Source organism: Idiomarina piscisalsi (genome assembly GCF_002211765.1).
Lineage (GTDB): Bacteria > Pseudomonadota > Gammaproteobacteria > Enterobacterales > Alteromonadaceae > Idiomarina > Idiomarina piscisalsi_A.
Map to the genome: position 1 here is coordinate 1351738 of NZ_CP022133.1, position 22502 is coordinate 1374239.

Genomic DNA, 22502 nt, shown 5'->3' on the forward strand with positions numbered 1-22502 from the left:
GTCGCCGCCTTTTACTGACCTAAAATCAGTTGTTTAATTTTGTCCTTGTAACTGCGACTCACCTTCAGTTGCTGACCATTTTTTAACCGCAAATGGTATTCACCGTTTTGTTGATTGCACAGCTTCTCGACTTGATTAACATTAACAATAGCAGAGCGGTGTACACGTTGGAATAACTGCGGGCTCAACTCTCTTTCCAGCTCTTTCATAGTGCGCCGCAGAATATAGGTATCCTCATTCGCATGGATACACATATAGTCGCCAGCAGCATCAATCCATTTAATATCCTTAATGGCGACCCGTGTAATTTCGCCACTGTCTTTAATGGCAATGTGCTCGGGATATTGGTTTGTTGCTATGTCTCCCCCCTCAGACAGTGTTTTCAGGAGATCCTCTGCGTTTTGACCTGTTACTTCCGCCACCAGGCCAACAAGCTTTTCATGGTGCTCGGCGTCGAGTGTATTGTTCTCCGCAATAACACGCTCTACACACTCTCTGAGACGCTCGTCATCTACAGGCTTTAACAGGTAATCGAGTGCTCTGACTTCAAACGCTTTAATGGCGTACTCGTCATAAGCAGTAACAAAGACAACGGCCGGCAAGTCGCCGCCCTGCTCTTTAACTGCTTTTAATACCTCGAAGCCATTAAGTCCGGGCATTTGTATATCAAGAAATAGCAAATCCGGTTTGTCTTTTACAATAACGTCCACTGCCGCACGGCTTGTTGGGCACTCAGCCATTAGCTCTAGCTCTTCAAATGCCTCCAGGCGCACTGACAGCCCTTTTCGTGCTAAAGGCTCATCGTCAACCACAAGCGTTTTTAAGCGTTGACTCATACTTTCTCCAGTGTTTCAAAAGGTATAACCATGGTGACACAAAGGCCAGAGCCTTCATTCCTGCTCATATTAAATGTAAAACTGTTGCCATACAGCGACTTTAGGCGTTGTTGAGTGTTGTTCAGACCGACCCCTTCCTTTCTGAATAATTTATTGGGATCTGATTCAAGCTCCGGACCGTTGTCACAAATAATAATTTCTAAATCGTCGCCCACTTTTCGCGAGCGAATCGTTATTTTACCAACGCCCTCGACCTGGGCTATTGCGTACTTAATTGAGTTTTCAATTAGTGGCTGACAAATTAAGCTGGGTACCAAAGCCTGCTTAGTTTCTTCGTCCAGACTGATATCAACTTCCAGCTGTTCGTCAAAGCGAACCTTTTCAATATCCAGATACAGCAAAAGCGCATCAATCTCTTTTTCTAAAGGCACTTTTTTAATCGGGTCATTGTCGAGTGAAAAGCGTAAGAATCGACTCAACTTATTAACCATCTTGTTGGCTTTGTCTGAGTCTTTTATCAGAATAAGCGTTGATATTGCATTGAGTGTATTAAACAGAAAATGCGGGTTGAGCTGGTAACGCAGCATTTTCAATTGTGCCTGATGAGCCATAGACGACGCCAACAATGCTTTCTGCTTTTCCTCCTGCAGCATCTGGTAATACTTGATACCAAAATACAGACCGCTCCAGCTTAAAATAATATAAAATTTCGCCAGGCTGTTTTTTAAATAAAAGAATGGGCTGTCAGGCCTGAACCCAAACTTATAAATCTCCCAGTAAGTTGCGTTATCAATGATGGCCCAAAGCACTGAGATAACATAAGACGCAACGATAGCAATAAGCACCATCAACGGTGGTGCCATTTCCCATATTCTGCGATAAAAGTATCGCAAAGGGATCGTTAGAAGAAAGCCGGCATACGCGCCGAGAATAATAATGAGCGTGTAAATATCGCGCATTTCATGCATCAGTGAGCCAATATAATTCACCAACGCATAGCCAATCCAACCACCCGCTTGTAACAGCCAGAAGAATCGATTTCTATTTTCCATCAGCATTTGCCACTGATTCAGCAACTGCTTCATGCGTTACCTGACGCCTCTAATTTAGACAGCTCTTCAATGTCAACTAAGCTTCCGGAAAACAACGCATTCACTTCGTCTTTCTGGTTGCCTAAAAACTGTAAACCCAGTTCATAGTGGTCATTTCGCTTCACCTGACGAACAATGGCTTTTAACGTCACTTGACGATTATTCTTTTGTTCAATAACTAAGTCGACTTTACTGCCGTTTTCCCACAGTACTTTGTCATTATCCTGAGGTAGCTCATGTTTAACCCGGCAACCGGTTTCCGACACATCCAAGACATGACCTTTTAAGGAAACCTTAGCCCCTTCGGTAGACTGTCCTTCAACAACGGTTGGTAAAAACGCATCAAAACGGCGACCTTTTCGAATAACACGGTACTCAACCTCGTTAGGCCAACGAATAAACAGCATCTTCGTTGGGTGTGAAACGATGTAATTGATGTCACTCCGAAAGGCACAAATTTCCCCATTTCCCGCTTCTAACACAAATCGCACTACGACGGGAATCGCTTCCTCGATATAGTCCCGTAAGTCACTGTATTTTCTTGCATCCGGCATATTAAGAATAAGCCAGCGATCTTTTAAGGCGCCGATGAACTCAGTAAAAAACCGTGCGGGCACGTTTGAATTAGTCAGTTGTACTTCAATTCTTTGTCCGGGAACGAGTTCAGTGATTTTTTTGGTGCTCATACGGGTCTCGTGCTAGCTGTCTGTATGCTACTATGATCGCTAGATGTCAGTCAGTGTCAAGCAAAGGAGACGCTCTTGATCGCTTACGATATAACACCTATCGATTTACATGGTCACCTGTTCGAAGTCATTCTGACCATTGATGCTCCCGAGCCAGAGCTGGAGTTGTGGTTACCTAACTGGATTCCGGGCAGTTACTTAATCCGGGACTTCTCCAAACACATTATCGGTTTGTATGCTGAGTCAAACGGAAAGCCTGTCCCGGTCACACAAATCACCAAGAACCGCTGGCAACTTAAAAACGCTGCTGTTAATGAAGTTACGGTGAAGTATCAGGTGTACGCGTGGGACCTCTCCGTACGCTCAGCCTATTTAGATCAGCTACAAGGGTTCTTTAATAATACCAGTTTGTGTCTTGCTGTCGTTGGGCAAGAAGATGAACGCTGCCAACTGACTCTGCACCCACCCGTTGAACGATTTAACTGGAAAGTCGCGACCGGTATGCCGAGGGTATCCGGGCAGCCTCATTCATGGGGAACTTTCGAAGCAGAAAACTACGACGCACTTATCGACTATCCGTTTTTGATAGGTGACTTAACCATTGAAGAATTTATTGCGCACGGCATTAAACACTCTTTGGTATTAAGCGGCCGCCACTTTGCCGACACCTCCAAAATCTGCTCTGATTTAGCGCGCATCTGCGAAACTCAAATATCGATGTTTGGAGAAGCTCCCTTTAAGTCCTACACCTTTCTGACTATGGTTGTTGGTGAGGGCTTTGGCGGGCTCGAACACCGTAACTCCACCGCCCTTCTATGCAGCCGAAAGAGCCTTATTGGCGAGCATGACCACGAGGTTAATGACGATTATCAAACCTTTTTGAGTCTTTGTTGCCATGAGTATTTCCATAGCTGGAATGTGAAAACACTAAAACCTAAAGCGTTTATTCCTTATCAGCTGGACAAAGAAAGCTATACCGAACAGCTCTGGTTTTATGAAGGCATGACATCATACTTTGATGACTACCTCTTACACGCCAGCGGCATAGTCAGCGCCGAGCAATACTTAAACGTGCTGTCCGAAACCTTAGCTCGGGTCGAGCGTGGCGCCGGTCAGTACCAACAAAGCGTGACAGAGTCTAGTTACCTGACCTGGACGAAGTTCTATCAGCAAAACGAAAATGCGCCGAACAGCATTGTCAGCTATTACGCTAAAGGTGCGCTTTTAGCGCTAAGTCTGGATTTAATGTTGCGCTTACAAAGCAGCCATTCGTTGACGCTGGCGCACGTGATGAAAAAACTTTGGCATGAATTTGGCAAAACCGGCGTGGGTACTGCCGATGACACCGTTCTGAATGTGCTGGACAGTTATTCAGGTATTGATATTGCCGACTTTTTGCGAGAGCAGCTTTACGCTAAAGAAAGTTTACCGTTAGAGAGTTTACTCAATCAGTTTGGGCTGCAAATAACACGATCGGTCCCCTCGGATGACAACTCGCTAAAAGCCTCCGACGAGTCCGCATCGGTCAGCTTAGGCGCGAAGTACAAAGCGTCCTCTGCTGGCTTAGAACTCATGAGTGTGTATCACGACGAAACCGCCTACAACGCGGGACTTTCGGCCAATGATCGCATTATTGCCATCGACCATCTGCAAGTAACTGACGCGACGGTTAAGTCTGTATTATCACGCTATCGTCCGGGAGAAAAAGTAACCGTCCATGCGTTTCGCCGTGACGAATTGTTAACCCTGGACTTAATTTGGGAAGAGCCAACGCCAGCTTGCTGGAAGCTGTCAATAAAAGACGCCAGCAAATTGAATGGTTGGCTAACACCAGAGAGTTAATCTTCGTATAATTGGGGGAGCAATGCCGGATCTAACCGGGTGTTTCCCCAGTTAACCCGCCAATCTAAATGAGGGCCAGTTGCTCGTCCGGTGGCCCCCACCTCACCAATAACCTCACCTTGCTTTACTGTATCGCCAGCTTCCACGTGCAACTTACTTAGGTGCAAATAAGTGGTGTTTACCTTGTAGCCGTGCTCAATAATGATAGTACCGCCTGAGTAAAATAAATCGGGCTCCGCTAACACCACTTTACCTGTCCATGGCGCTGTTACCGGTGTGCCGGTAGGTACCGCTATATCTTCACCATAATGCGGGTTACGAGGCTCGCCATTAAAAATACGCTGGCTGCCATAAACCCCACTAATGCGACCTTCAGCCGGCTTCGCTATTGGTGTCAGAAAATGCTTATTTTGAGACGCTTTTTGTCTTGCCAGCCATACCTTTTCAGCTTCTTTGCGGGCACGTTTGATTTGCTCGGGATCAGGCGTCACTGTTTTTTGCGGAACACCGTCCACACGATCAATATCGTATTCCCGTTCACTGAGTGTAAGGGTTTTAGTGCGGGTCTCTCCGTTGGCGGAAACGATTAACTCGTGCTCTAGCTTTGCTTTACGTCCAAAACCAAAGACAAAATAACCGTTATCGGTTACGTCAACGGGTTCACCATTTAAAGTCACTTCTGCCCCCGCAACCGTTTTACCTAAATGCAGGGCTCCTTGAGTGAAAGGCCCTTTTATTTCAAGTGGCAAAGAGTTGCTGGCAAAGACGGAAGCCGACGCTATTAGACCAATCAATAGCCCCCAAATACGCAGTTTAAGCATAAGCAATAGCTCCTTTACCAACACCCTCATAGGCTCTGACTTCAATCGACTTGCCAACGTAGTCTTGGCTTATTGTCGACGCCAAATACTGCGCAATACACTCGACCGTCGAATCATTCTTTATTACGTAGTTTTCGCTGCGCGGCAACAACAGTTCAAACAGCCCCTGAATTGAGGTATAGCTATAAGCAATATGTGTACTCTCATCGACAGACCCGGCGGCTTTCGACAGCGTCATTTCACTAAACTCGACAATATCTTCTTCCGTGCCAACGTAGATGTCTTCCCACTTGTCGCACCACTGTTTTTCCAATGCCGGCTGGCGAATGCCATCAATAAATATCTGCAGCTTCGACCGGTGCCCGTGAGCAATGCGCTGACAGTTGCCATCATGCTTTTTCAAACCGTGTGTGTAGTGGTAATAAAACCCATCAATTTGCTCAGGACGCAGGGTTAACTTCAACCCTTCCACATTGACCGGCAGTTCTTGCTTTATTACCGCTTTAACGTAATCCGTTACGGTATCAATGTTTACCGTATCGGCATCAATAAACGCGAACGAGTCAGACGGGCAAAATAAGTGTATTGACCGCGAACTATCGCGATTAAAATCAACCCAATAAGAGCTGTCATCGTCATTGTGAGTGACTTTCGTGTAGGAGTGCTCAACAGGAATCAGTAACTTATGGTCAACGGAGTCATCGATAATGGCTTTCACCTGCTTTTTGACCTTACCAAAGTCGAGCACCATCGACTGCTCGTTCAAGTTTCCGTCCAGAATAATATCGACAATCCAGCTTTCACCAACAATACCGCGCTGCGGACAAAGGTAAGAGCAATCGATAACGGTAAGGTCATTCACAAATAACTGCATATAAACGGTGACTCATTCAGTTCTTTAAAATTTTACTCAGTATAACCCGAAAGCACGGCTCAGATAAGCTCGATAAGTAAAAACCATTCCCATAACAATTTCGCCGACAACAGAATGAGTGCCAGCCCCATTGCTCGATCAACCCAGTGACTATAACGCCAGACGCGTTTGAAAATGACAGGCTGAGTCAGTAGCCAGGTTAAAAATAAAAACCAGGTTCCGGTTGCTATGACCAAATACACTCCATAACCAAACTTAATTGAAAATGGTGTGTCGGGTGAAATAATGGTGGTAAAGAGCGTTAGGAAAAACAATGTCGCTTTGACATTTAAGCCATTGGTAATAAAACCCACAATGAAAGCTTTACGTTTTCTCGGTTGTATTGACTCAAACTCATCGCCGGACATAGACGTTCTCGGCTTCGCTTTTATCGCCTGCGTACCAATAAAACCCAGATACAACGCACCAATAACCAGCAGCGTCTGATATAACCATGGCGTTTGGTGAATAATAAGGGCGACGCCCACTAATGAATACGCAACATGAATAATAATGCCAGCGGCTATACCGAGCGCAACCAAATACCCCGCTTTACGGCCAAAGCTCAAACTATAACGAGACACTACCGCAAAATCGGGGCCGGGGCTTGCTACCGCAAATAAATGAATGATGGCTATTGTTAAAAACTCATTCCAATAAGACAATGTGAGCTTCCTTGTTTTCTATTAACTTACCTGCGAGAATTAGAGTTACATTTTGTTAATTATAAATGCTAAATAATTAATATGAAAAAAACCAAATTTCCATCACTGAATGCACTCAGAGTGTTCGATGTTGCTGCCAGATGTGGTTCGTTCAAGCAAGCTGCACAGCAGCTCGGCGTCACTCAATCTGCGGTTACCCGACAAATTCAAGCGCTTGAAGAGCAGCTCGACATGCGACTTTTTCAGCGCGATAACCGAGTACACTCATTAACTCCGGTAGCGCTTGAGTTAGCTCCTCAAATTGAACAAATCTTTGATCAACTCGAACGTGCTATAGAGCGTACCCGAAGTGTCAGCGACAACACAACAACACAACTAACGGTCGCTATTAGTTCCGAGCGTTTTCGCTTCTGGCTCGCCGATAAACTTGAGGACTTCCACTCTCTTTATCCGCATATTCAATTAAACTTTGCACGTTGCGCTGACTATTTCTCAGGTGAGCATGTCGCCGATATGGTATCAGCCGTGCAACACCAAAGCTGGGACATTGCAATAGGCTATGGCTCAATAAACGACAAGCACCTACAAAGCCAACGTTTATCGAAAACACAACTGGTGCCGGTCTCGAGCCTCTCGACCAATGACACGCCTTTCCAGCAAAATTGGATAATTAACCCTGACAACCCTGGGCACTTAAAGCTGACGGAACATTACCAGTCAAAACTTAAAAACCAACGCATTATACACTGTGACGACTTTTATATGTCTCTGGACTTAGCTCAAACAGAAAAGGCGGTCACCTTAGTTGACAGCAGCTTGCTGACAACGCAATTTTCACATTTAACCCCTTTCAGAGAATATGCTCAAACAACTAAGTCACCACTCTCAGTATTTTATAAAAAGCGCAAACGCCAGTCTGTTGCTCTTGTCGCTTTTATCAAATGGTTACAGTTAATTAATCAATAAATTATTTTACATACAGTCATGACTGTATGTAAAATAAGGGCACTTTTTTCACCAACCAGTAAGAGAGCGACATGTTAAGACGTCTTTCGCTTTTAAGTGCCGTATTATTATCAAGTAGTTTCGCGCCAGCTTCTGCGCTGGCTGATGAAATAAGCTATACCGCTTCCTATTCAACCGATCAGTTTCGCGGCGCGCGTGTCGCCTACCGGTTTACCGACATCCCGCTAGAAATGCCCGGCTTTTTTGGCTCGCCTAAGCTGTATGTGGATATGGGGATAAATCATTGGCAAGACTCGAATGATACATCAGATAACATTACCGCATTTACCGTTAGCCCTGTTGTTTCTTGGCATATCGCCGGCTCAGAACGCCCGCTTTACTTAGAAGCAGGCATTGGCGGCAGTTATTTCGACAAGACGAGTCTTGGAAACAGAAACCTTTCGACCAAATTCCAATTTGAAGATCGCATTTCATTGTCCTGGCAGTTCAGTAAAAACTCTGACGCCCGCATTGACTTTGGCTATACTCATTACTCTAATGGTGACATTAAGCGCCCTAACGACGGCCTTGATTTCTTCTGGCTCAGTTGGGTTCACCCTTTTTAAAGCACAAAGGTCTTTATGAGCAGCGACACGCCTTCACGAGATAGAGTGTATCAGGTATCCAGTAACAGAGAGAGCGCCTCTCATAAACTCCGGTATGTTGAGGGCTCTGCACCTGACACCGACGAGTGCCGGCTTTGTGTGGGTTCGTTGCCTCAGGCGAACAAAAGCGATCCCCTTGTGACGGTGCAGATTGCTACCTCCGAGGATATCGCCCGAATCGCTTTTTTTGAAAAACAGCTTTACGACAAAGACGCCTACTCCAGCTTGTTCTTTTATCAAGCCCTGCGCCAATGGCCGAAGGGCTTTTTAACCATAAAAAGTGACGAAAAAGTCGCCGGTTACAGCCTTGTCGTGCCGCTCGATGGCGGCCGGGCAACTTTAATGTCTTTGCTTATTGGTAAAAGCTTTCAAGGTCAGGGGCTCGGTCAGGTTTTGCTGGAGCAGGCGATAGAATCGGCCACAGCAGATCAATGGCATGAGCTGGAACTAAGCGTCTCTCCCGACAATGCGCCAGCAATAAAGTTATACAAGCGAGCTGGCTTTCAGTCTGTTAACACCGTTAAGGACTATCTCGGTCCGGGCGAAGACCGTCTCATTATGCGCCGAACACTTTAATCCCTCTCTGGTGAGCTATGGCGTCTCTCGACTTATTTGCAGGTGAGAATAACGATGTGACTCGGTTTAGCGAACGCGCCTACCTACTTCACGGCTATGTAGAACGTGATGCCAACGCTATTTTAGAGCAGCTTCGGGAAGTCATTAAACAGTCACCACTACGGCAATTCGTTACTCCCGGTGGCGGAAAAATGTCAGTACGCACCAGCAGCTGTGGCGACTTTGGCTGGATAACCGATCGCAAAGGCTATCGTTATACAGACACCGATACAATAACCGGGGAGCCCTGGCCTGCTATGCCCGCAGAGTTAAAAGAACTTGCCGAAACGGCTGCCAAGGAATGCGGCTTCGAATCATTTTCTCCCAATGCCTGTTTAATTAACGTTTACCACCCAGGCGCTGCTATGGGACTTCATCAGGACAAAGACGAGTCCGACTTCTCACAACCTATTGTTTCATTCTCCCTGGGCTTGCCTGCCACCTTTTTATGGGGCGGGCTAAAGCGCGGTGGCAGCCCACATAAAATTACGTTACAACATGGGGACGTTCTGGTTTGGGGCGGACCCGATCGCTTACGATACCACGGAGTTAAAAAGTTGGCGGATGGTCAACATCCCTTGACCGGGAATGTGCGTGTTAATTTAACGTTTAGGGTAAGGTAAATGCCGAACACCAGTTCCAGAGTTTATCGATTACTGGCCATTACCGGCAGCGCTGTGCTGACGCCTGTTCTGTTTATTGGTATTGCGTTATTAATAGTCCTGTCGATAGCCGACCGTGAATTGGCAAAAGCCGGTATCGAGGACTGGTCGATAAGTATAGGCTCGCTGTCCAGGGAGCGAGTGGTCATTGAGCAGTTGAACGTGACAATGAACGAATTACCGTCATCTTTCACTTCTAACTCGAATGCCACACCGATTACCATTAAAGAGCTACTTAACACGCCGATACCAAGCTGGCTGCCTAAGGTTATCGTTATTAAACACATAACGTTGAAAGGCGAGTTATTTAAGCAGTACGCGCCAATTAACGGTGAACTTAAATTGAATACCAAACACCAAAACGTCAGTTTAAACCTATTTCAGCCTGAAACACTCATCGTTACTTTATCTCGCATTAATTCGACGTTATCAGCCGATATCACCCACGATCTAGGAAACCTCAACGTCAATTATGGCTTTTCTACCGGGCAATGGGACATAAATGGGTCAGCAAAGGTACCGACAAAGTATCTTGCTCAGGCAGCTGGGTTTGTAAAAAGTGAACAGATTGCCTTATCACTCAGCGCTGACGGCTCTCTTTCCCCAGAGACTGAAATGACAGGTGCAGAAAGCCTCATTAGCGCCATTTCCGGTAAACTCACTGTCAGTTTACAACAGCCCATTAATGTCACTTCACCGGGTGTTGCTTCTGTTGAGACATTGGTCTCCAAAGGCGATGTGGGACTTGACTTTAATCGTGGCGTTATCGAAAACTACGCTCTAAAGCTTAGTGGCGAGCTCACTCAGTGGCCTTCCCTACCTTTAGAAATAAGCTCGGTGAAGTGGCAATTTGCCAGCCAGGATACTCTGACACTTGAACCATTAAACTATCAGCAGCTGTTCAGTAAAACCGAATGGCCGGTTCAACTCAGTTTGGCCGTTGAGGGAGAAGATATCAGTGGTGCTCAGCTAACGATGGCTGGTCACGTTATGCAACGCGACGCACAGTTTGTTCGGCTCAGCCTCCCTAAAACAAGGTTAACCGCCGACAAGATCATAACAACTAGTATCGATGCCTTGGATCCACTAACGCTTGGTTCATTGACTAAGTTAGCCTTAAACACCGATATAATGGTCGAACACGACCAGGTCATGTTTAGCTCAGAACAACTGTCTTCGCTTTATATTCAATCGCAGTTTGCTAACGCCAACTTTTTAATTCCGACGTTTTCCGCCGCTATCCCTTTTGCTTCGCCCGACGAGGCAACCGTAAAACTCTCAACGAAAGTGAATAGTGTCGCTATAAAAGTTGAAGAGTTTGAAAGCTTAAAGCCTAAACTCTCGCATAGAATTCAATACAAAGGCGGCAGCATTAACACCCAGGGAACCATTGAATTAGCGCGAGGTGCTAGCCTAAATCACCACAGCACACTGACACCAACACAAGACCTAACCTCTAATGTCGATATAAACCTTAACGATTTAACGCAAACAGCGCTACAGGAACAGTTGTCACCGCTATTACAAAACACCCTGCCACTGCTCACGTTAGACAAAGGCAACGCTACGGTTAGCTTGAAATTGTCAGGAAACTTAAAGACAGGCCAATGGAGAATTAATGAAGGAGAAGTCGATTTAAATAACGTTAATGCAATATACGACACAACGTCCGTGACCAATGCGAACTTACACGCTACCTTTACTGCCAATTCAGAGCATTTAAGCCTTCAACAGGCGAATTTGTCTCTAGCCAGTATCCAACAGGGCTTCACCATTGGTCCAGTTAGCGCCAAACTCGCTGCGCAGGTTCCTTATAGAAACCTGCAAAACAGCACGATGACTCTCAAAAACCATAGCATTAAAGCGTTGGGGGCTCCGTCCGAATCCCTGAACAAATCTATGATTTCTCTGAACCATTGCGTATTCCCGTTGTTTTCGAGCGTATTAACTTAGGCGAACTGATGCGCCAATACCCTACTAATAGAATCGCTATTGACGGTGAGGTATCGGGAATCATTCCTCTGCTCTGGGACTCTCAGCAATTAACGGTAGAAAAAGGCTACTTAAGTGCCTTAGCACCCGGTGGTCACCTTAAAGTTGATTCGTCTGCGCTTCGCTCAGCCGTTGGTAGCAACCCGAGCTTAAAAACACTTGCCAGCGTACTGGAAGACTTTTACTACCAAGAGCTGTCAAGCGTTGTTGGCTATGACGAAAACGGTGAGCTAACCTTAGAATTACAGCTCAATGGTTATAATCCGGCTGTTGAGAATGGTCGTAAGGTAAAATTAAACGTCACATTAGAAGAAGACTTGCCCGCGTTAATAAAAGGCATACAACTGAGTAATAGCGTGAGTGATGTTATTCGTAAACGGATCCAGCAACGGGTCAATTAACCAGAGGACGATATGAGATATCTGCTAGTCATTACAGCATCTGCGCTGCTTATGTCCGCCTGTACGCCAACAGTTCAGGTGGCGGCTCCAAAAGAGCCGATAACCATTAATTTGAACGTAAAAATTGAGCACGAAATTTACGTCAAAGTCGACAAAGCACTCGACAACGTTATTTCAGAATCGAGCGGTTTATTTTAATTTTCAAAGGATTGTGACATGAAAAAACTAACAATTAGCGCATTTGTCGCCCTACTCTCTATTTCGGGTATGACTGTGTCGACAGCAAGTTACGCGCAGGAAATGACCTTACAAGAAGCGATGGAACAGCTGTCAGCAGCCAAAGATAAAGGTTGGGTTGGCGAACAACCTAATGGTTATTTGGGTGTTGTGGCGTCTTCATTACAGGCAAAGCAAATAGCAGAACAAATAAATGAAGCCAGACGTCAGGAGTACGCCCGCATAGCAGAAGAAAACGACATTGCCGTTGCTGATGTTGAGCTACTGGCTGGCAAACGCGCCATTGAACGCACACAGTCAGGACATTACGTGAAAGTTGATGGCCAGTGGAAGAAGAAGCCTTAGTGCTTCTTTTTTCAGCTAAGATATAAATCGGAATTGGTGCCCGGGGCCGGACTTGAACCGGCACGCTGTTACCAGCGAGGGATTTTAAATCCCTTGTGTCTACCAATTCCACCACCCGGGCACTACATAGAAGTGTTCTCGAATAATGGAGGCGGGTCCCGGAGTCGAACCGAGATCCACGGATTTGCAATCCGCTGCATAGCCATTCTGCCAACCCGCCAGAATTTGGAGCGGGAAACGAGATTCGAACTCGCGACCCCAACCTTGGCAAGGTTGTGCTCTACCAGCTGAGCTATTCCCGCACCGTCATCTGCCGAGGCATTCTACTGTTTAATCTTTTTCAGTCAATGACTTTTTATCAAATTTATGACTGTTTGCGCAAATTTACGGCAAAGCTGCTAATTTCTAGTCAATTCCTTGCTGGCGCCACGCAAATATTCCCACATTGACCACACAGTCAAAACGAAAGCGCCATAGAATAAAACAATAGAAATCCAGAAAATATAGATATTCGCGTTCCAAATTAAACCAATAAGCGCAACCATTTGCGCAATGGTTTTCAACTTACCCAAATTTGATACGGCCACTTTCCCACGATTGCCACTTTGTGCCATCCACTCGCGCAATGCACTAACAATTAACTCTCGGCAAATCATAGTCAACGCAGGTATCGTTATATAAGCGGCGTTAAAGTCTTCAACTATCACCACCAACGCAGCCACCACCATGGCTTTATCGGCTACGGGATCTAAAAACTCACCGAATTTAGTGAACTGATTAAAACGACGCGCAATAAAGCCATCCAACGCATCCGTAATAGCCGCCAACCAGAAAATAAACGCTGCCCAAAAGCGTGCATCTTCAAAGGGCAAGTAAAACACCACCAGAAACACCGGAATTAAAAGAATCCGGAAGCTGGTCAAAATATTAGGGATATTCCACTTCATTATCCGCTGTTTCCTTATTTGGTTTTACTCATCCCGGAACGAGTAATAAATTTTTTCCGCCATGGCCTGGCTAATACCAGGTACGCTAGAAAGTTTACTAATACTAGCGTTTTTTACCTCTTGTAATCCACCCAGATTTTTCAAAAGCGTTTGTCGACGTTTAGCACCAATACCTTCTATTTGCTCCAATGTCGATGTTTTCTGTACTTTCGCCCGTTTCTGACGGTGTCCGGTTATTGCAAAACGGTGAGACTCGTCACGAATATGCTGAATTAAATGCAACGCACTGGCGTCTTTATTCAGCGCAATGGTCTCGTGGCTGCCGGCCATAATGAGCGTCTCGAGCCCCGGCTTGCGAGACTCGCCTTTAGCAACCCCTATCAGCATGGGGGCGTCACTGCCCCAATCTTCAAAGTACTTTTCAGCTTGGGATAGCTGCCCTTTGCCACCGTCAATAAAGAGAATATCGGGTATGTTGCCCTGCTCTCGGGCTTTGTCATAGCGCTTCGCCAATGCTTTCGCCATCGCTGCATAGTCATCGCCTGGCGTAATTCCAGTAATGTTGTAGCGCCTGTAGTCAGACTTTTTCGGTCCGTTTTGGTCAAACACCACGCAAGAAGCGACCGTTTGCTGGCCCATGGTATGGCTGATATCAAAACACTCCATACGCTGAATCGGAACGCCAAAATCCAGCACCTGCTGTAACGCCGACGTACGTCGGTTCATGGTGCTTTGCTGGTTCAGACGGCTTTCCAACGCATTCACGGCATTTTTAGCGGCAAGCTGTTGATACTGCTTGCGTTCACCACGAACCTTGTTCTGCATTTTAACCGAGCGATTCAGCGCCTGACCCATCACTTGGGCTAATACTTCATCAGGCTCTACCGTATCTGGCAAGATAATTTCGCGTGGTGTTTTTCGACCCGCATTGTCGGAAAGGTAAAACTGCAGTAAGAATGCACGCAAAACTTCCTCGTCACTCGTATCCGCTGGCACTTTAGGAAAGTAACTGCGACTCCCTTGCAAATGATTGTCCCGAATGAACATCATTTGAATAGTTGTCATGCCGTTACCACGAGCCATACCGATAACGTCAAGCTCTTGTTGGGCCCCAGTAACCGAGTTTCGCTCCTGAGTTTTACGAAGTGCCGCTATTTGATCTCGAAAGCGAGCCGCTTTTTCAAACTCCAGCGCTTCACTGGCCTGCTCCATCTTAGTTACGAGCTCATCAATAACCTGCTGGTTCTTGCCATTGAGAAAATGCTTAGCCAGTTGAACTTGCTCGTTGTACTCGTCATTGGTGCACTTGCTTACGCAAGGCGCCAGGCAGCGCTTAAGCTGATACTGCAGACATGGCCTCGTACGAGCACGATAATAGGAGTCCTGACATTGACGAATGGGAAACAGCTTCTGCATTAAGTTCAGGCTTTCGCGAACCGCGCTGCCATTCGGAAAAGGCCCGAAGTAATCGCCCTTCTCGCGCCGCGCACCGCGGTGGAACCCTAACCTTGGGTGCTCATGGGAGGTCAAAATAATATAAGGGTAAGACTTGTCGTCACGCAATAAAACGTTGTAACGCGGGTGGTACTTTTTAATGAAACTGTTTTCAAGAATCAGTGCGTCAGCTTCCGTGTCGGTGACAGTAACATCCATTGACACTATTTGCTTCACCAGCACTTGCGTTTTAACAGCATCGACCTTTTCGCGGAAGTAACTGGACACCCGCTTTTTAAGATCCTTCGCTTTACCAACATAAATAACGTCACCCGACTCATCATACATGCGGTAAACACCCGGTTGATGAGTCAGGTTCCGAAGAAAGTCTTTGTAATTAAAGGTTATTGAATTGCTGTCTGTCATTACCTTCAAACTGGATTAGGTCAACAAGACCCGATTGAATTGCCATATGTGACAATTGTACATCACCATCAATGCCAAGTTTAGAGAAAATGCGGTAACGAAAGGTATTAATTGTTTTACTGCTGATGCATAAATGCTTCGCTATTTCTCGAACGCGAATACCTCGACTCAGCATTTGCGCGACTTGCAGCTCTCTTTCCGATAGAGAGTCAACCATATCTTGTTTGTGGCGACTGCGAGGGTTTCTCGCTAAGTATTCAGCAACGGGAGCTGCCACATAAATACTACCGGTTTTCAGCATCTTGAGCGCTTGCACTAACTCTTTACTGTTCGATGACTCCAGTAAATAGCCATCGACCTGGCTCACACTGCATTGAAAATTGAGAATGTCCTGCTGGCTCCTGCCCCACACAATGAGCTGTAAGTCGACATGACGCCTTTTTATGCGCCGCCAGTGCTCAACCGTTGCAACGCCTGATAGCTGACTACTGAGAATAACCAGTGCATCGTCGTACTTATAGCAGCATTGTCTCAGCTCGTTCATAGAACTAACCACTTCAATTTGTGTATGAAAATGCTGCTGTATTACCGTTTCCATACCGGCACTGGTAATCGGGTTGGGTATTGCCAAAATAATACGGTTCATTAGCCACGTTCCTTATCGCGTATTGGTAATATGATTGTCCTTAAATTGATGAACTCGTACCGCTTTATCCGAATTCGGGAGCGAATATTCAACAGTTTGTTAACGATTGGCAAATGGCTTTTACAAACCTTTACGGTAACGCGTAAATTTGCACGGTTCCTACGTCAACAACTTTAACTCTGAGTTTATACACAACACGGTTGGCGTGGGCTTTATCTGCGTGACTGGTCTAATATGTCCCACAAATAACAGGCTAAATAAGTCCGGTAAGGCGAGGCTCTTTCGGGAATAATCAATACATCTTGCTCTTTAAGCTGACCTATGGCTTTTCTTAGCGAGGAGTCCTGAATAGGAAATAAGTCTTCATGTGCAAAATGAAACATCGCGAGTATTGACGCTGTCCAGGGACCAATCCCTTTTAACTTCGTCACATCTTTCAATAATTCTTCTGAGGACATACTCGCCCAGCTTGCAATTCTTTCCGGCTCGGTTTGCTGACAGTGAGCAACGCTTTGAATTGCGGCAGCTTTCGTGCGACTCACTCCGCAATTTAGTAGGTTATCGGCTGGTAAATAAGCAATCGACTGTAAGCCTAACGACTTTGCTTCTTTCTCAGTGCGTTCAATGATTGTTGCAGACGCTTTCAATGACAGCATTTGCCGAATAATAATTCTCGGTAAAGCGTCAATGACTGGAGTATTTGAAGGCTTAAGCGGCGCTCTTTCCGTCAATTGTAACAACACCAAATCGAAGCCTGGTTGAGTATCGATAAGGTGTTGCTTGATAGACTGAGCAGTTGTTTGCATAGAGTTAAGCAAATACAGTGAAGGTTTGACGGCTTATGGCTAGGAGTTCGCCTTTTTCTGACCAGAGGCCTGCTCGACTGTGCCCGTAACCATTTTCAGCATGCTCAATAAACGCTTCGTACTGATACCAGTTGTGAGTATTGAAGTTTTCCAGTGGCTTATCCGGAAACTCTATAGTCCAGGTCAATGAAGACGCCGGTGCCGGCTGCTTTAAGTGCGGCAATACAGCTGGTGGCCAGGCATCGACTAAAGCGAGAATAGCGGCAATGGTCAGCTGTTGTTGCTCTTGTCTAAAACGCACCCACCCGCCAAAGGTTCTGCCCGGTTGCCCACTAAACGGCATGCCACCGGAGGTAATGCGGTAGTCAAAGTTCTTAGCAAACTCAGGAACAATATCGGCTTCCGGCAGGCCGGGCCCATCGTTAGTCGTCTTTAAGTCAGGCGGATTTTCTCCGCTGACAGACACTGACGATTCGCGCCCCTTACCCAGGCTCGCTAACCCTGCAAGCATGACGTCATCGTTTTGCGTTAACTCAACGACCACTTGCAAAACTGAGGACCCCTGGCGCAACACCCGATAATTTAGCGTTGCATCTCCCGGTGCTGCCGGGGCAACAAAAGAAATAGCAAAGCTACGCAGGTGATAATCCTTCGGGAATTGCTGCAATAAGAACTGTGCTGCTATTGCTGCACTAAAACCACCAAAAAGCGCTCGCCCTTGTGCCCAACCTTCAGGCAGACTTATCGTTTGGTTGTTCTTGTCACTTTCTATTAACGCTAACGTCTCATGAAATTGCATGGTGCTTCCCTGTTAAACAGCTGTTTGAATTAACTATTAAGAATACCAATTATCACCATAATGACAAAGGATGATGTTAATAGCACAAAATAAACCATGCCAGATATGAGGTATTTTACCGCGGTGAGGGGCCAGCTCTGCTGATAAAAGCGCTTCTGAGTAATAAATAGGTAGACAAAAATCCAAATAATGAACAAATCAGTGACCCAATCACCGATGGTCGCAACCCAGTTCCAACCAGCAACGCCAATAAGCGGTGATACGGCCTGACTTATGATGGTAACTAGTGTTAACGTCAACAGCATAAAGGCATGCGTATGAAGCGCCACCGTCAAATGTTCGAGGTAATAGCGGTGCCCAAATAGGTAAATAAGTTTTAAGAACAACGCCCAGAACGGCAGCATAAGTAACATCATTTGAGGGGTCATCGAAATGATCTTTTTCGTAAACTGTGCTGGGTTATCAGCTAATTGCCTTAGCTTTATTTCCAGTTCAACTTCTTCAGCCTCACTGAGAAAGGGAATGTCGGTGTCATCTAAAGAAAGCCGTAAAGGTTCAGAAGGCTCTGCGCTGCTTACTACCAATCCTTTTGCCTCATCCGGCAACGATGCCTGCACATCTTGCTGAACTTGGTTAACGCGCTCGATGTCTTCTGGTGTCGGTGGTCTGATATCGATATCAATTAACGACGTCATCACCATAAAAGCAATTAATGAGATAAAGAAATAGAGTCTTAATGGTGGTACGTAAGAGGCGTGGCGACCTTGAACGAATTCCAGTGACAAAAAGCCCGGATTAAGAAAAAGCCCGCGAAGCGTTCGGTAAAAGCGTGAATCCCAGTGACCTATTTCACCAAACAAGTCGCCGACAACAGCAAAAATACTCCGCATATATTGCTTATCTTGCTGACCGCATCGGTGGCAATACTCTCCCTGGAGTTCTGTATCGCAATTCTTACAAAGGTTTTGGGTCGAGATGTTCATGACAAATTCCGTTTTTGATAAATATATCAGCAATTAAGGAATTGTCGAATGAAGCACTTACTGACGAGAAACAAAAAAGCCCAACTCGATGAGCTGGGCTTTTTTGTTTAAATTTGGCGGAGAGGGAGGGATTCGAACCCCCGGTGGGTATGAACCCACGCCTGATTTCAAGTCAGGTGCATTCAACCGAGCTCTGCCACCTCTCCGAATTGTTGTTTTCAATGACTGTGTCGTTGAGAACGATGCGAATATTAAAGACCTAAATTCCGCTTGTAAAGTAAAAATTTAAATAAAGGTACTGTTTGGGCGTTTATTAGACAAACTGTCTACTTTTTACTGGAAATTACTGCCCTAACCCCCCATTTATGCTGTAGTATTCAGGAAACTTTTTTAATAATAAAGCGTCTTAACAGACAGTCGTTCAACACGGAGAAATCTATGAACAATCGCAGTCAGGTATATGTCGGTCAGAATGAATCGGCTCTGGCCGTCAATAAGGTACTACGTAACACTTACACGTTATTAGCAATGACATTAGCCTTTAGTGCTGTTGTTGCCGCTATTAGCAGTGCAATGAACTGGCCACACCCAGGGTTGATTTTAACTCTGGTTGGTTATTTTGGTCTGCTGTTTGGTGTTTATAAAACCAAAGACAGCGCTATGGGCTTGGTTTTCACCTTCGCTCTGACAGGCTTCCTGGGATACACCTTAGGTCCAATTATTAATATGGCTCTATCAATGCCAGGCGGCGGCGAAATGGTTGCTACGGCCCTAGGCGGTACCGCACTTACTTTCTTTGCGACCTCAGCTTATGTTCTGACGACGAAGAAAGACATGTCAAAACTGGGCGGTTTAGTCACAGCTGGTATTATCATGGTTATCGTTGCGGCTATCGCTAACCTGTTCTTCCAAATGCCAGCACTGCACTTAGCATTGTCAGCCATCATGATTCCGCTAATGGCTATGCTGATTATGTGGCAAACCAGCGACATTATTAACGGTGGCGAACGCAACTACATACTGGCGACCGTTACCTTGTATGTGTCTATTTATAACTTATTCGTCAATTTGCTAACATTACTGATGGCATTTGGCGGCGACGAGTAATCGTCATTTACACATAATGTAATGCGCCCCGCAATGCGGGGCGTTTTTGTATCTAAGCTATTAACGGGTGGAAAGTGTGGCTAAATTCACTCTTATTGTTCAAAGCTCGGCATCGAATCAGAAGCGTTCATTGGATGCTCTGACCTTTGCAAAAAGCGCCCTTAAGAAAGGACATGAAATAGCGTGCCTATTCTTCTATCGCCAAGCGGTTGATCACGCTATTGCGCAAACATCCGCAGAAAATGAGGCGTTGATTCAGCAATGGAGTGATTTTAAAAACCAGTCAGGCATTCCCTTGGTCGTTTGCCATACCGTGGCTGAGCGTATGGGTATCGATAAGTTTCATCCTAGCTTTGAAGCGACAGGACTCACCGCCCTATCCAAAGCCATAGCCACTAGTGACCGGACGTTACAATTTTAGCCCCATGAAAAAAATAGCCATAGTACAAAGCAGTAATAATCCAGATACAGCTACCGAAGCGCTAGATGTGGCCCTCGCACTGGCAAGCTTTGATACTCCAGTGCAGCTTATTCTTATTGATGATGCTGCCGACGTGTTACTAAGCTCACCATCAAAACGCTACGCCATGTTGGACTTATTAGACGCTGAGCCTATTGCGATATGTGCAAGCCAAGAGTTTGATGTTGACGCCCTACCAGTCAATATTGAGGCTATCGGGATTACCGAGGAAGAGTTAAAACAATACCTGAATCAGTTCGACGAGGTACTGCAGTTCTCATGAAAACTTTGCATTGGATACGGGACAATTCACTGTCAGCATGGTTAGAAATGCATAGCCACCTGCTTGAGCAAGAAGATGCTTTTTTAGTGTCAGAAAGCGCTTTAGGAACCCTTCCTGACAGTTCCCCTGTATTGCAGACTATTTATGCGCGTAAAAGTGATATTGAAAACTCAAAAGCGACCGTACCTAATTACCTTGTGTTAAAATCCGACGCAGAGTGGGTTGAGCTGGTACTCAGCTTTCAACAACAAGTTACCTGGTAATAGCATGATTGAATTTAACGGTAAAACATACGAAACCGACAAGCACGAGTATTTAGCCAATATTGATGACTGGAATGAAGAGCTGGCTCTGCATATTGCGGAGCTTGAAAGCATTGATATGACACCGGCACACTGGGAAGTTGTCAATTTTGTACAAGACTTTTACCGAGAATTCGATACCAGTCCGGCTATGCGTGTTCTGGTAAAAGCCATGAAGAAGCAACTGGGAGAAGAGAAAGGCAACAGTCGCTATTTGTATAAACTATTCCCCAAAGGCCCAGCTAAGCAGGCCACACGCATTGCGGGCCTGCCGAAACCAGCTAAATGTATTTAGGGCTTTAGCTCTTAATAACGTCAATACCACCCATGTAAGTGCGCAGTACTTCAGGAACGACTATTGAACCATCTTCCTGCTGATAATTTTCCAGCACAGCAACTAATGCACGGCCTACTGCTAAACCTGAGCCGTTCAATGTGTGCATAAGCTCCGGTTTTTTCGCGCCCTTACGACGGAAACGAGCCTGCATACGACGTGCCTGAAAGTCCTGCATATTTGAGCAAGAGCTGATTTCACGGTACGCCTGTTGGGCTGGTAGCCATACTTCTAAGTCGTAAGTTTTAGCGGCGCCAAAGCCCATATCACCCGTACACAGTAAAACTTTACGGTACGGTAATTCCAGTTTCTGCAGAACCGTTTCAGCATGCCCGGTCAACTGCTCTAATGCATCCATTGACTCTTCCGGTTTTACTAACCAAACCAACTCGACTTTATCAAACTGATGCTGACGGATAAGGCCACGGGTATCTCGACCATGAGAACCCGCTTCGCTGCGGAAACAAGGCGTATGCGCCGTGAACTTAAGCGGTAATTCGTCTTCATCAGCTATCTCGTCACGATACAAATTCGTTAACGGGACTTCGGCCGTTGGAATCAGTGACATTGGAATTTGGTCTTGCGATTCACCCTCAATGTGGAATAAGTCTTTACCAAATTTCGGTAACTGCCCTGTTCCCAGCAAAGAATCCTGATTCACCATATAAGGCACGTAGGTTTCTAGATAACCGTGCTCTTGTGTGTGCAAATCCAACATGAACTGAGTCAGTGCACGATGCAGACGAGCAATGCCACCTCGCATAACAACAAAGCGCGCACCGGTTAATTTCGCTGCAGCTTCAAAGTCCATCCCTTTGGCTAACGCTTCGCCAAGATCAACGTGATCTTTTACTTCAAAGTCGAACGACTTAGGTTCGCCCCAGGTCAGTACTTCTTGGTTTTTACTTTCGTCTTCACCTTGCGGCACTTCGTCTGCCGGAAGATTAGGGACACCCATAATAATGTCGTTAAGTTCCTGCTGAATGGCTTTAAGTTCTTCTTTCGCGCTATCCAGCTGGTCACCTAAATCGCTCACCGCATCGAGTAACGGCTGTATATCTTCACCCGCTGCTTTCGCTTTACCAATCGCTTTGGAGCGACTGTTACGTTCAGCCTGAAGTTGTTCAGTACGTACCTGTACCTCTTTACGTTGCTCTTCAAGCTTGCTGAGTTTAGCAACGTCTAAGTCGAAGCCTCTTTTAGCAAGTGCTTTTGCGGTATTGTCTAATTCCTCACGGAAGTATTTAGCGTCTAGCATG

Annotated in this window: 25 protein-coding genes, 4 tRNA genes and 1 pseudogene; 13 read left to right on the top strand and 17 right to left on the bottom strand. The window is 45.8% G+C overall.

The genetic code is table 11. The annotated features are described in order from the left end of the window. Positions 1-11 precede the first annotated feature (11 nt). The 3 genes from CEW91_RS06490 to CEW91_RS06500 are packed head-to-tail and all read right to left on the bottom strand — an operon-like array spanning position 12 to position 2613. Positions 12-836, bottom strand: coding sequence for a LytR/AlgR family response regulator transcription factor (locus tag CEW91_RS06490; RefSeq protein WP_088768207.1), 825 nt, complete (start codon positions 834-836; stop codon positions 12-14). Beyond that, positions 833-1921, bottom strand: a complete 1089-nt coding sequence (locus CEW91_RS06495) for a sensor histidine kinase (RefSeq protein WP_088768208.1) — start codon at positions 1919-1921, stop codon at positions 833-835. The genes CEW91_RS06490 and CEW91_RS06495 overlap by 4 nt, the downstream gene beginning before the upstream one ends. Beyond that, positions 1918-2613, bottom strand: a complete 696-nt coding sequence (locus tag CEW91_RS06500) for a flagellar brake domain-containing protein (RefSeq protein ID WP_088768209.1) — start codon at positions 2611-2613, stop codon at positions 1918-1920. The genes CEW91_RS06495 and CEW91_RS06500 overlap by 4 nt, the downstream gene beginning before the upstream one ends. A 75-nt stretch (positions 2614-2688) precedes the next feature. Here CEW91_RS06500 and CEW91_RS06505 point away from each other — a divergent pair, with 75 nt between their 5' ends. Next, positions 2689-4455, top strand: coding sequence for a M61 family metallopeptidase (locus tag CEW91_RS06505; RefSeq protein ID WP_088768210.1), 1767 nt, complete (start codon positions 2689-2691; stop codon positions 4453-4455). Here CEW91_RS06505 and CEW91_RS06510 read toward each other — a convergent pair. The 3 genes from CEW91_RS06510 to CEW91_RS06520 are packed head-to-tail and all read right to left on the bottom strand — an operon-like array spanning position 4452 to position 6854. Next, positions 4452-5276 (bottom strand): M23 family metallopeptidase, encoded by an 825-nt coding sequence (locus tag CEW91_RS06510; protein ID WP_088768211.1) that lies wholly within the window; start codon positions 5274-5276, stop codon positions 4452-4454. The two genes, CEW91_RS06505 and CEW91_RS06510, sit on opposite strands and share 4 nt — an antisense overlap. Then, entirely contained in the window at positions 5269-6150 is an 882-nt protein-coding gene (locus CEW91_RS06515) for a 6-carboxytetrahydropterin synthase (RefSeq protein WP_088768212.1), read from the bottom strand. Before CEW91_RS06515 ends, CEW91_RS06510 begins: the two co-directional genes overlap by 8 nt. A gap of 59 nt (positions 6151-6209) precedes the next feature. Beyond that, positions 6210-6854 carry a LysE family translocator gene (locus CEW91_RS06520; protein ID WP_088768213.1) on the bottom strand — a complete coding sequence of 215 codons (645 nt, stop codon included), beginning with the start codon at positions 6852-6854 and terminating at the stop codon, positions 6210-6212. Positions 6855-6935: 81 nt separating this feature from the next. Here CEW91_RS06520 and CEW91_RS06525 point away from each other — a divergent pair, with 81 nt between their 5' ends. The 7 genes and pseudogenes from CEW91_RS06525 (at position 6936) to CEW91_RS06560 (ending at position 12716) form a co-directional block, all read left to right on the top strand. Beyond that, complete coding sequence (locus CEW91_RS06525) at positions 6936-7820, top strand: LysR family transcriptional regulator (RefSeq protein ID WP_232506937.1); 885 nt, start codon at positions 6936-6938, stop codon at positions 7818-7820. A 71-nt stretch (positions 7821-7891) separates the two neighbouring features. Further along, complete coding sequence (locus tag CEW91_RS06530) at positions 7892-8425, top strand: acyloxyacyl hydrolase (RefSeq protein WP_088768214.1); 534 nt, start codon at positions 7892-7894, stop codon at positions 8423-8425. 15 nt (positions 8426-8440) lie between these two features. Beyond that, positions 8441-9040, top strand: a complete 600-nt coding sequence (locus tag CEW91_RS06535; RefSeq protein ID WP_088768215.1) for a GNAT family N-acetyltransferase — start codon at positions 8441-8443, stop codon at positions 9038-9040. A 17-nt stretch (positions 9041-9057) separates the two neighbouring features. Further along, a complete protein-coding gene (gene alkB / locus CEW91_RS06540) occupies positions 9058-9702 on the top strand; it encodes a DNA oxidative demethylase AlkB (protein ID WP_088768216.1) in 645 nt (214 codons plus the stop codon). Between the two features lie 207 nt (positions 9703-9909). After that, a pseudogene (locus CEW91_RS06545) lies at positions 9910-12134 on the top strand (YdbH domain-containing protein). Between the two features lie 12 nt (positions 12135-12146). Beyond that, entirely contained in the window at positions 12147-12332 is a 186-nt protein-coding gene (locus CEW91_RS06555) for a YnbE family lipoprotein (protein ID WP_088768219.1), read from the top strand. 18 nt (positions 12333-12350) lie between these two features. Further along, positions 12351-12716, top strand: a complete 366-nt coding sequence (locus CEW91_RS06560) for a YdbL family protein (protein WP_088768220.1) — start codon at positions 12351-12353, stop codon at positions 12714-12716. Between the two features lie 34 nt (positions 12717-12750). Here the strand turns inward: CEW91_RS06560 and CEW91_RS06565 are convergent. From CEW91_RS06565 to CEW91_RS06610, 10 genes are all read right to left on the bottom strand, one after another. After that, positions 12751-12837, bottom strand: a tRNA-Leu gene (locus tag CEW91_RS06565). A gap of 25 nt (positions 12838-12862) precedes the next feature. Then, positions 12863-12936 (bottom strand) — tRNA-Cys (locus CEW91_RS06570). A gap of 6 nt (positions 12937-12942) precedes the next feature. Continuing rightward, positions 12943-13018 (bottom strand) — tRNA-Gly (locus CEW91_RS06575). A 96-nt stretch (positions 13019-13114) separates the two neighbouring features. After that, the gene (gene pgsA / locus CEW91_RS06580; RefSeq protein ID WP_088768221.1) at positions 13115-13663 is read right to left on the bottom strand and encodes a CDP-diacylglycerol--glycerol-3-phosphate 3-phosphatidyltransferase; all 549 of its coding nucleotides are present in this window, start codon (positions 13661-13663) and stop codon (positions 13115-13117) included. A gap of 24 nt (positions 13664-13687) precedes the next feature. Next, positions 13688-15523, bottom strand: a complete 1836-nt coding sequence (uvrC, locus tag CEW91_RS06585; RefSeq protein ID WP_088768222.1) for an excinuclease ABC subunit UvrC — start codon at positions 15521-15523, stop codon at positions 13688-13690. After that, positions 15495-16169 (bottom strand): LuxR C-terminal-related transcriptional regulator, encoded by a 675-nt coding sequence (locus CEW91_RS06590; RefSeq protein WP_088768223.1) that lies wholly within the window; start codon positions 16167-16169, stop codon positions 15495-15497. Before CEW91_RS06590 ends, uvrC begins: the two co-directional genes overlap by 29 nt. A 212-nt stretch (positions 16170-16381) precedes the next feature. Then, positions 16382-16975, bottom strand: a complete 594-nt coding sequence (locus CEW91_RS06595) for a DNA-3-methyladenine glycosylase family protein (RefSeq protein ID WP_088768224.1) — start codon at positions 16973-16975, stop codon at positions 16382-16384. 4 nt (positions 16976-16979) lie between these two features. Continuing rightward, complete coding sequence (locus tag CEW91_RS06600) at positions 16980-17774, bottom strand: thioesterase family protein (protein WP_088768225.1); 795 nt, start codon at positions 17772-17774, stop codon at positions 16980-16982. Positions 17775-17803: 29 nt separating this feature from the next. Further along, positions 17804-18664, bottom strand: coding sequence for a DUF3667 domain-containing protein (locus CEW91_RS06605; protein WP_232506939.1), 861 nt, complete (start codon positions 18662-18664; stop codon positions 17804-17806). Between the two features lie 207 nt (positions 18665-18871). Then, positions 18872-18963: transfer RNA gene (locus tag CEW91_RS06610), tRNA-Ser, on the bottom strand. A 232-nt stretch (positions 18964-19195) separates the two neighbouring features. Here CEW91_RS06610 and CEW91_RS06615 point away from each other — a divergent pair. The 5 genes from CEW91_RS06615 (at position 19196) to CEW91_RS06635 (ending at position 21204) form a co-directional block, all read left to right on the top strand. Continuing rightward, entirely contained in the window at positions 19196-19864 is a 669-nt protein-coding gene (locus CEW91_RS06615; protein WP_088768227.1) for a Bax inhibitor-1/YccA family protein, read from the top strand. 76 nt (positions 19865-19940) lie between these two features. Beyond that, entirely contained in the window at positions 19941-20285 is a 345-nt protein-coding gene (gene tusD, locus CEW91_RS06620; protein WP_088769375.1) for a sulfurtransferase complex subunit TusD, read from the top strand. Positions 20286-20289: 4 nt separating this feature from the next. Next, positions 20290-20607 (top strand): DsrE family protein, encoded by a 318-nt coding sequence (locus CEW91_RS06625; protein ID WP_088768228.1) that lies wholly within the window; start codon positions 20290-20292, stop codon positions 20605-20607. Then, positions 20604-20870 carry a hypothetical protein gene (locus CEW91_RS06630; protein ID WP_088768229.1) on the top strand — a complete coding sequence of 89 codons (267 nt, stop codon included), beginning with the start codon at positions 20604-20606 and terminating at the stop codon, positions 20868-20870. Before CEW91_RS06625 ends, CEW91_RS06630 begins: the two co-directional genes overlap by 4 nt. Positions 20871-20874: 4 nt before the next feature. Then, the gene (locus tag CEW91_RS06635) at positions 20875-21204 is read left to right on the top strand and encodes a TusE/DsrC/DsvC family sulfur relay protein (RefSeq protein ID WP_088768230.1); all 330 of its coding nucleotides are present in this window, start codon (positions 20875-20877) and stop codon (positions 21202-21204) included. Positions 21205-21208: 4 nt separating this feature from the next. On the opposite strand, the gene serS is transcribed toward CEW91_RS06635, so the two are convergent. Then, positions 21209-22501 (bottom strand): serine--tRNA ligase, encoded by a 1293-nt coding sequence (serS, locus tag CEW91_RS06640; RefSeq protein WP_088768231.1) that lies wholly within the window; start codon positions 22499-22501, stop codon positions 21209-21211. Position 22502 lies beyond the last annotated feature (1 nt).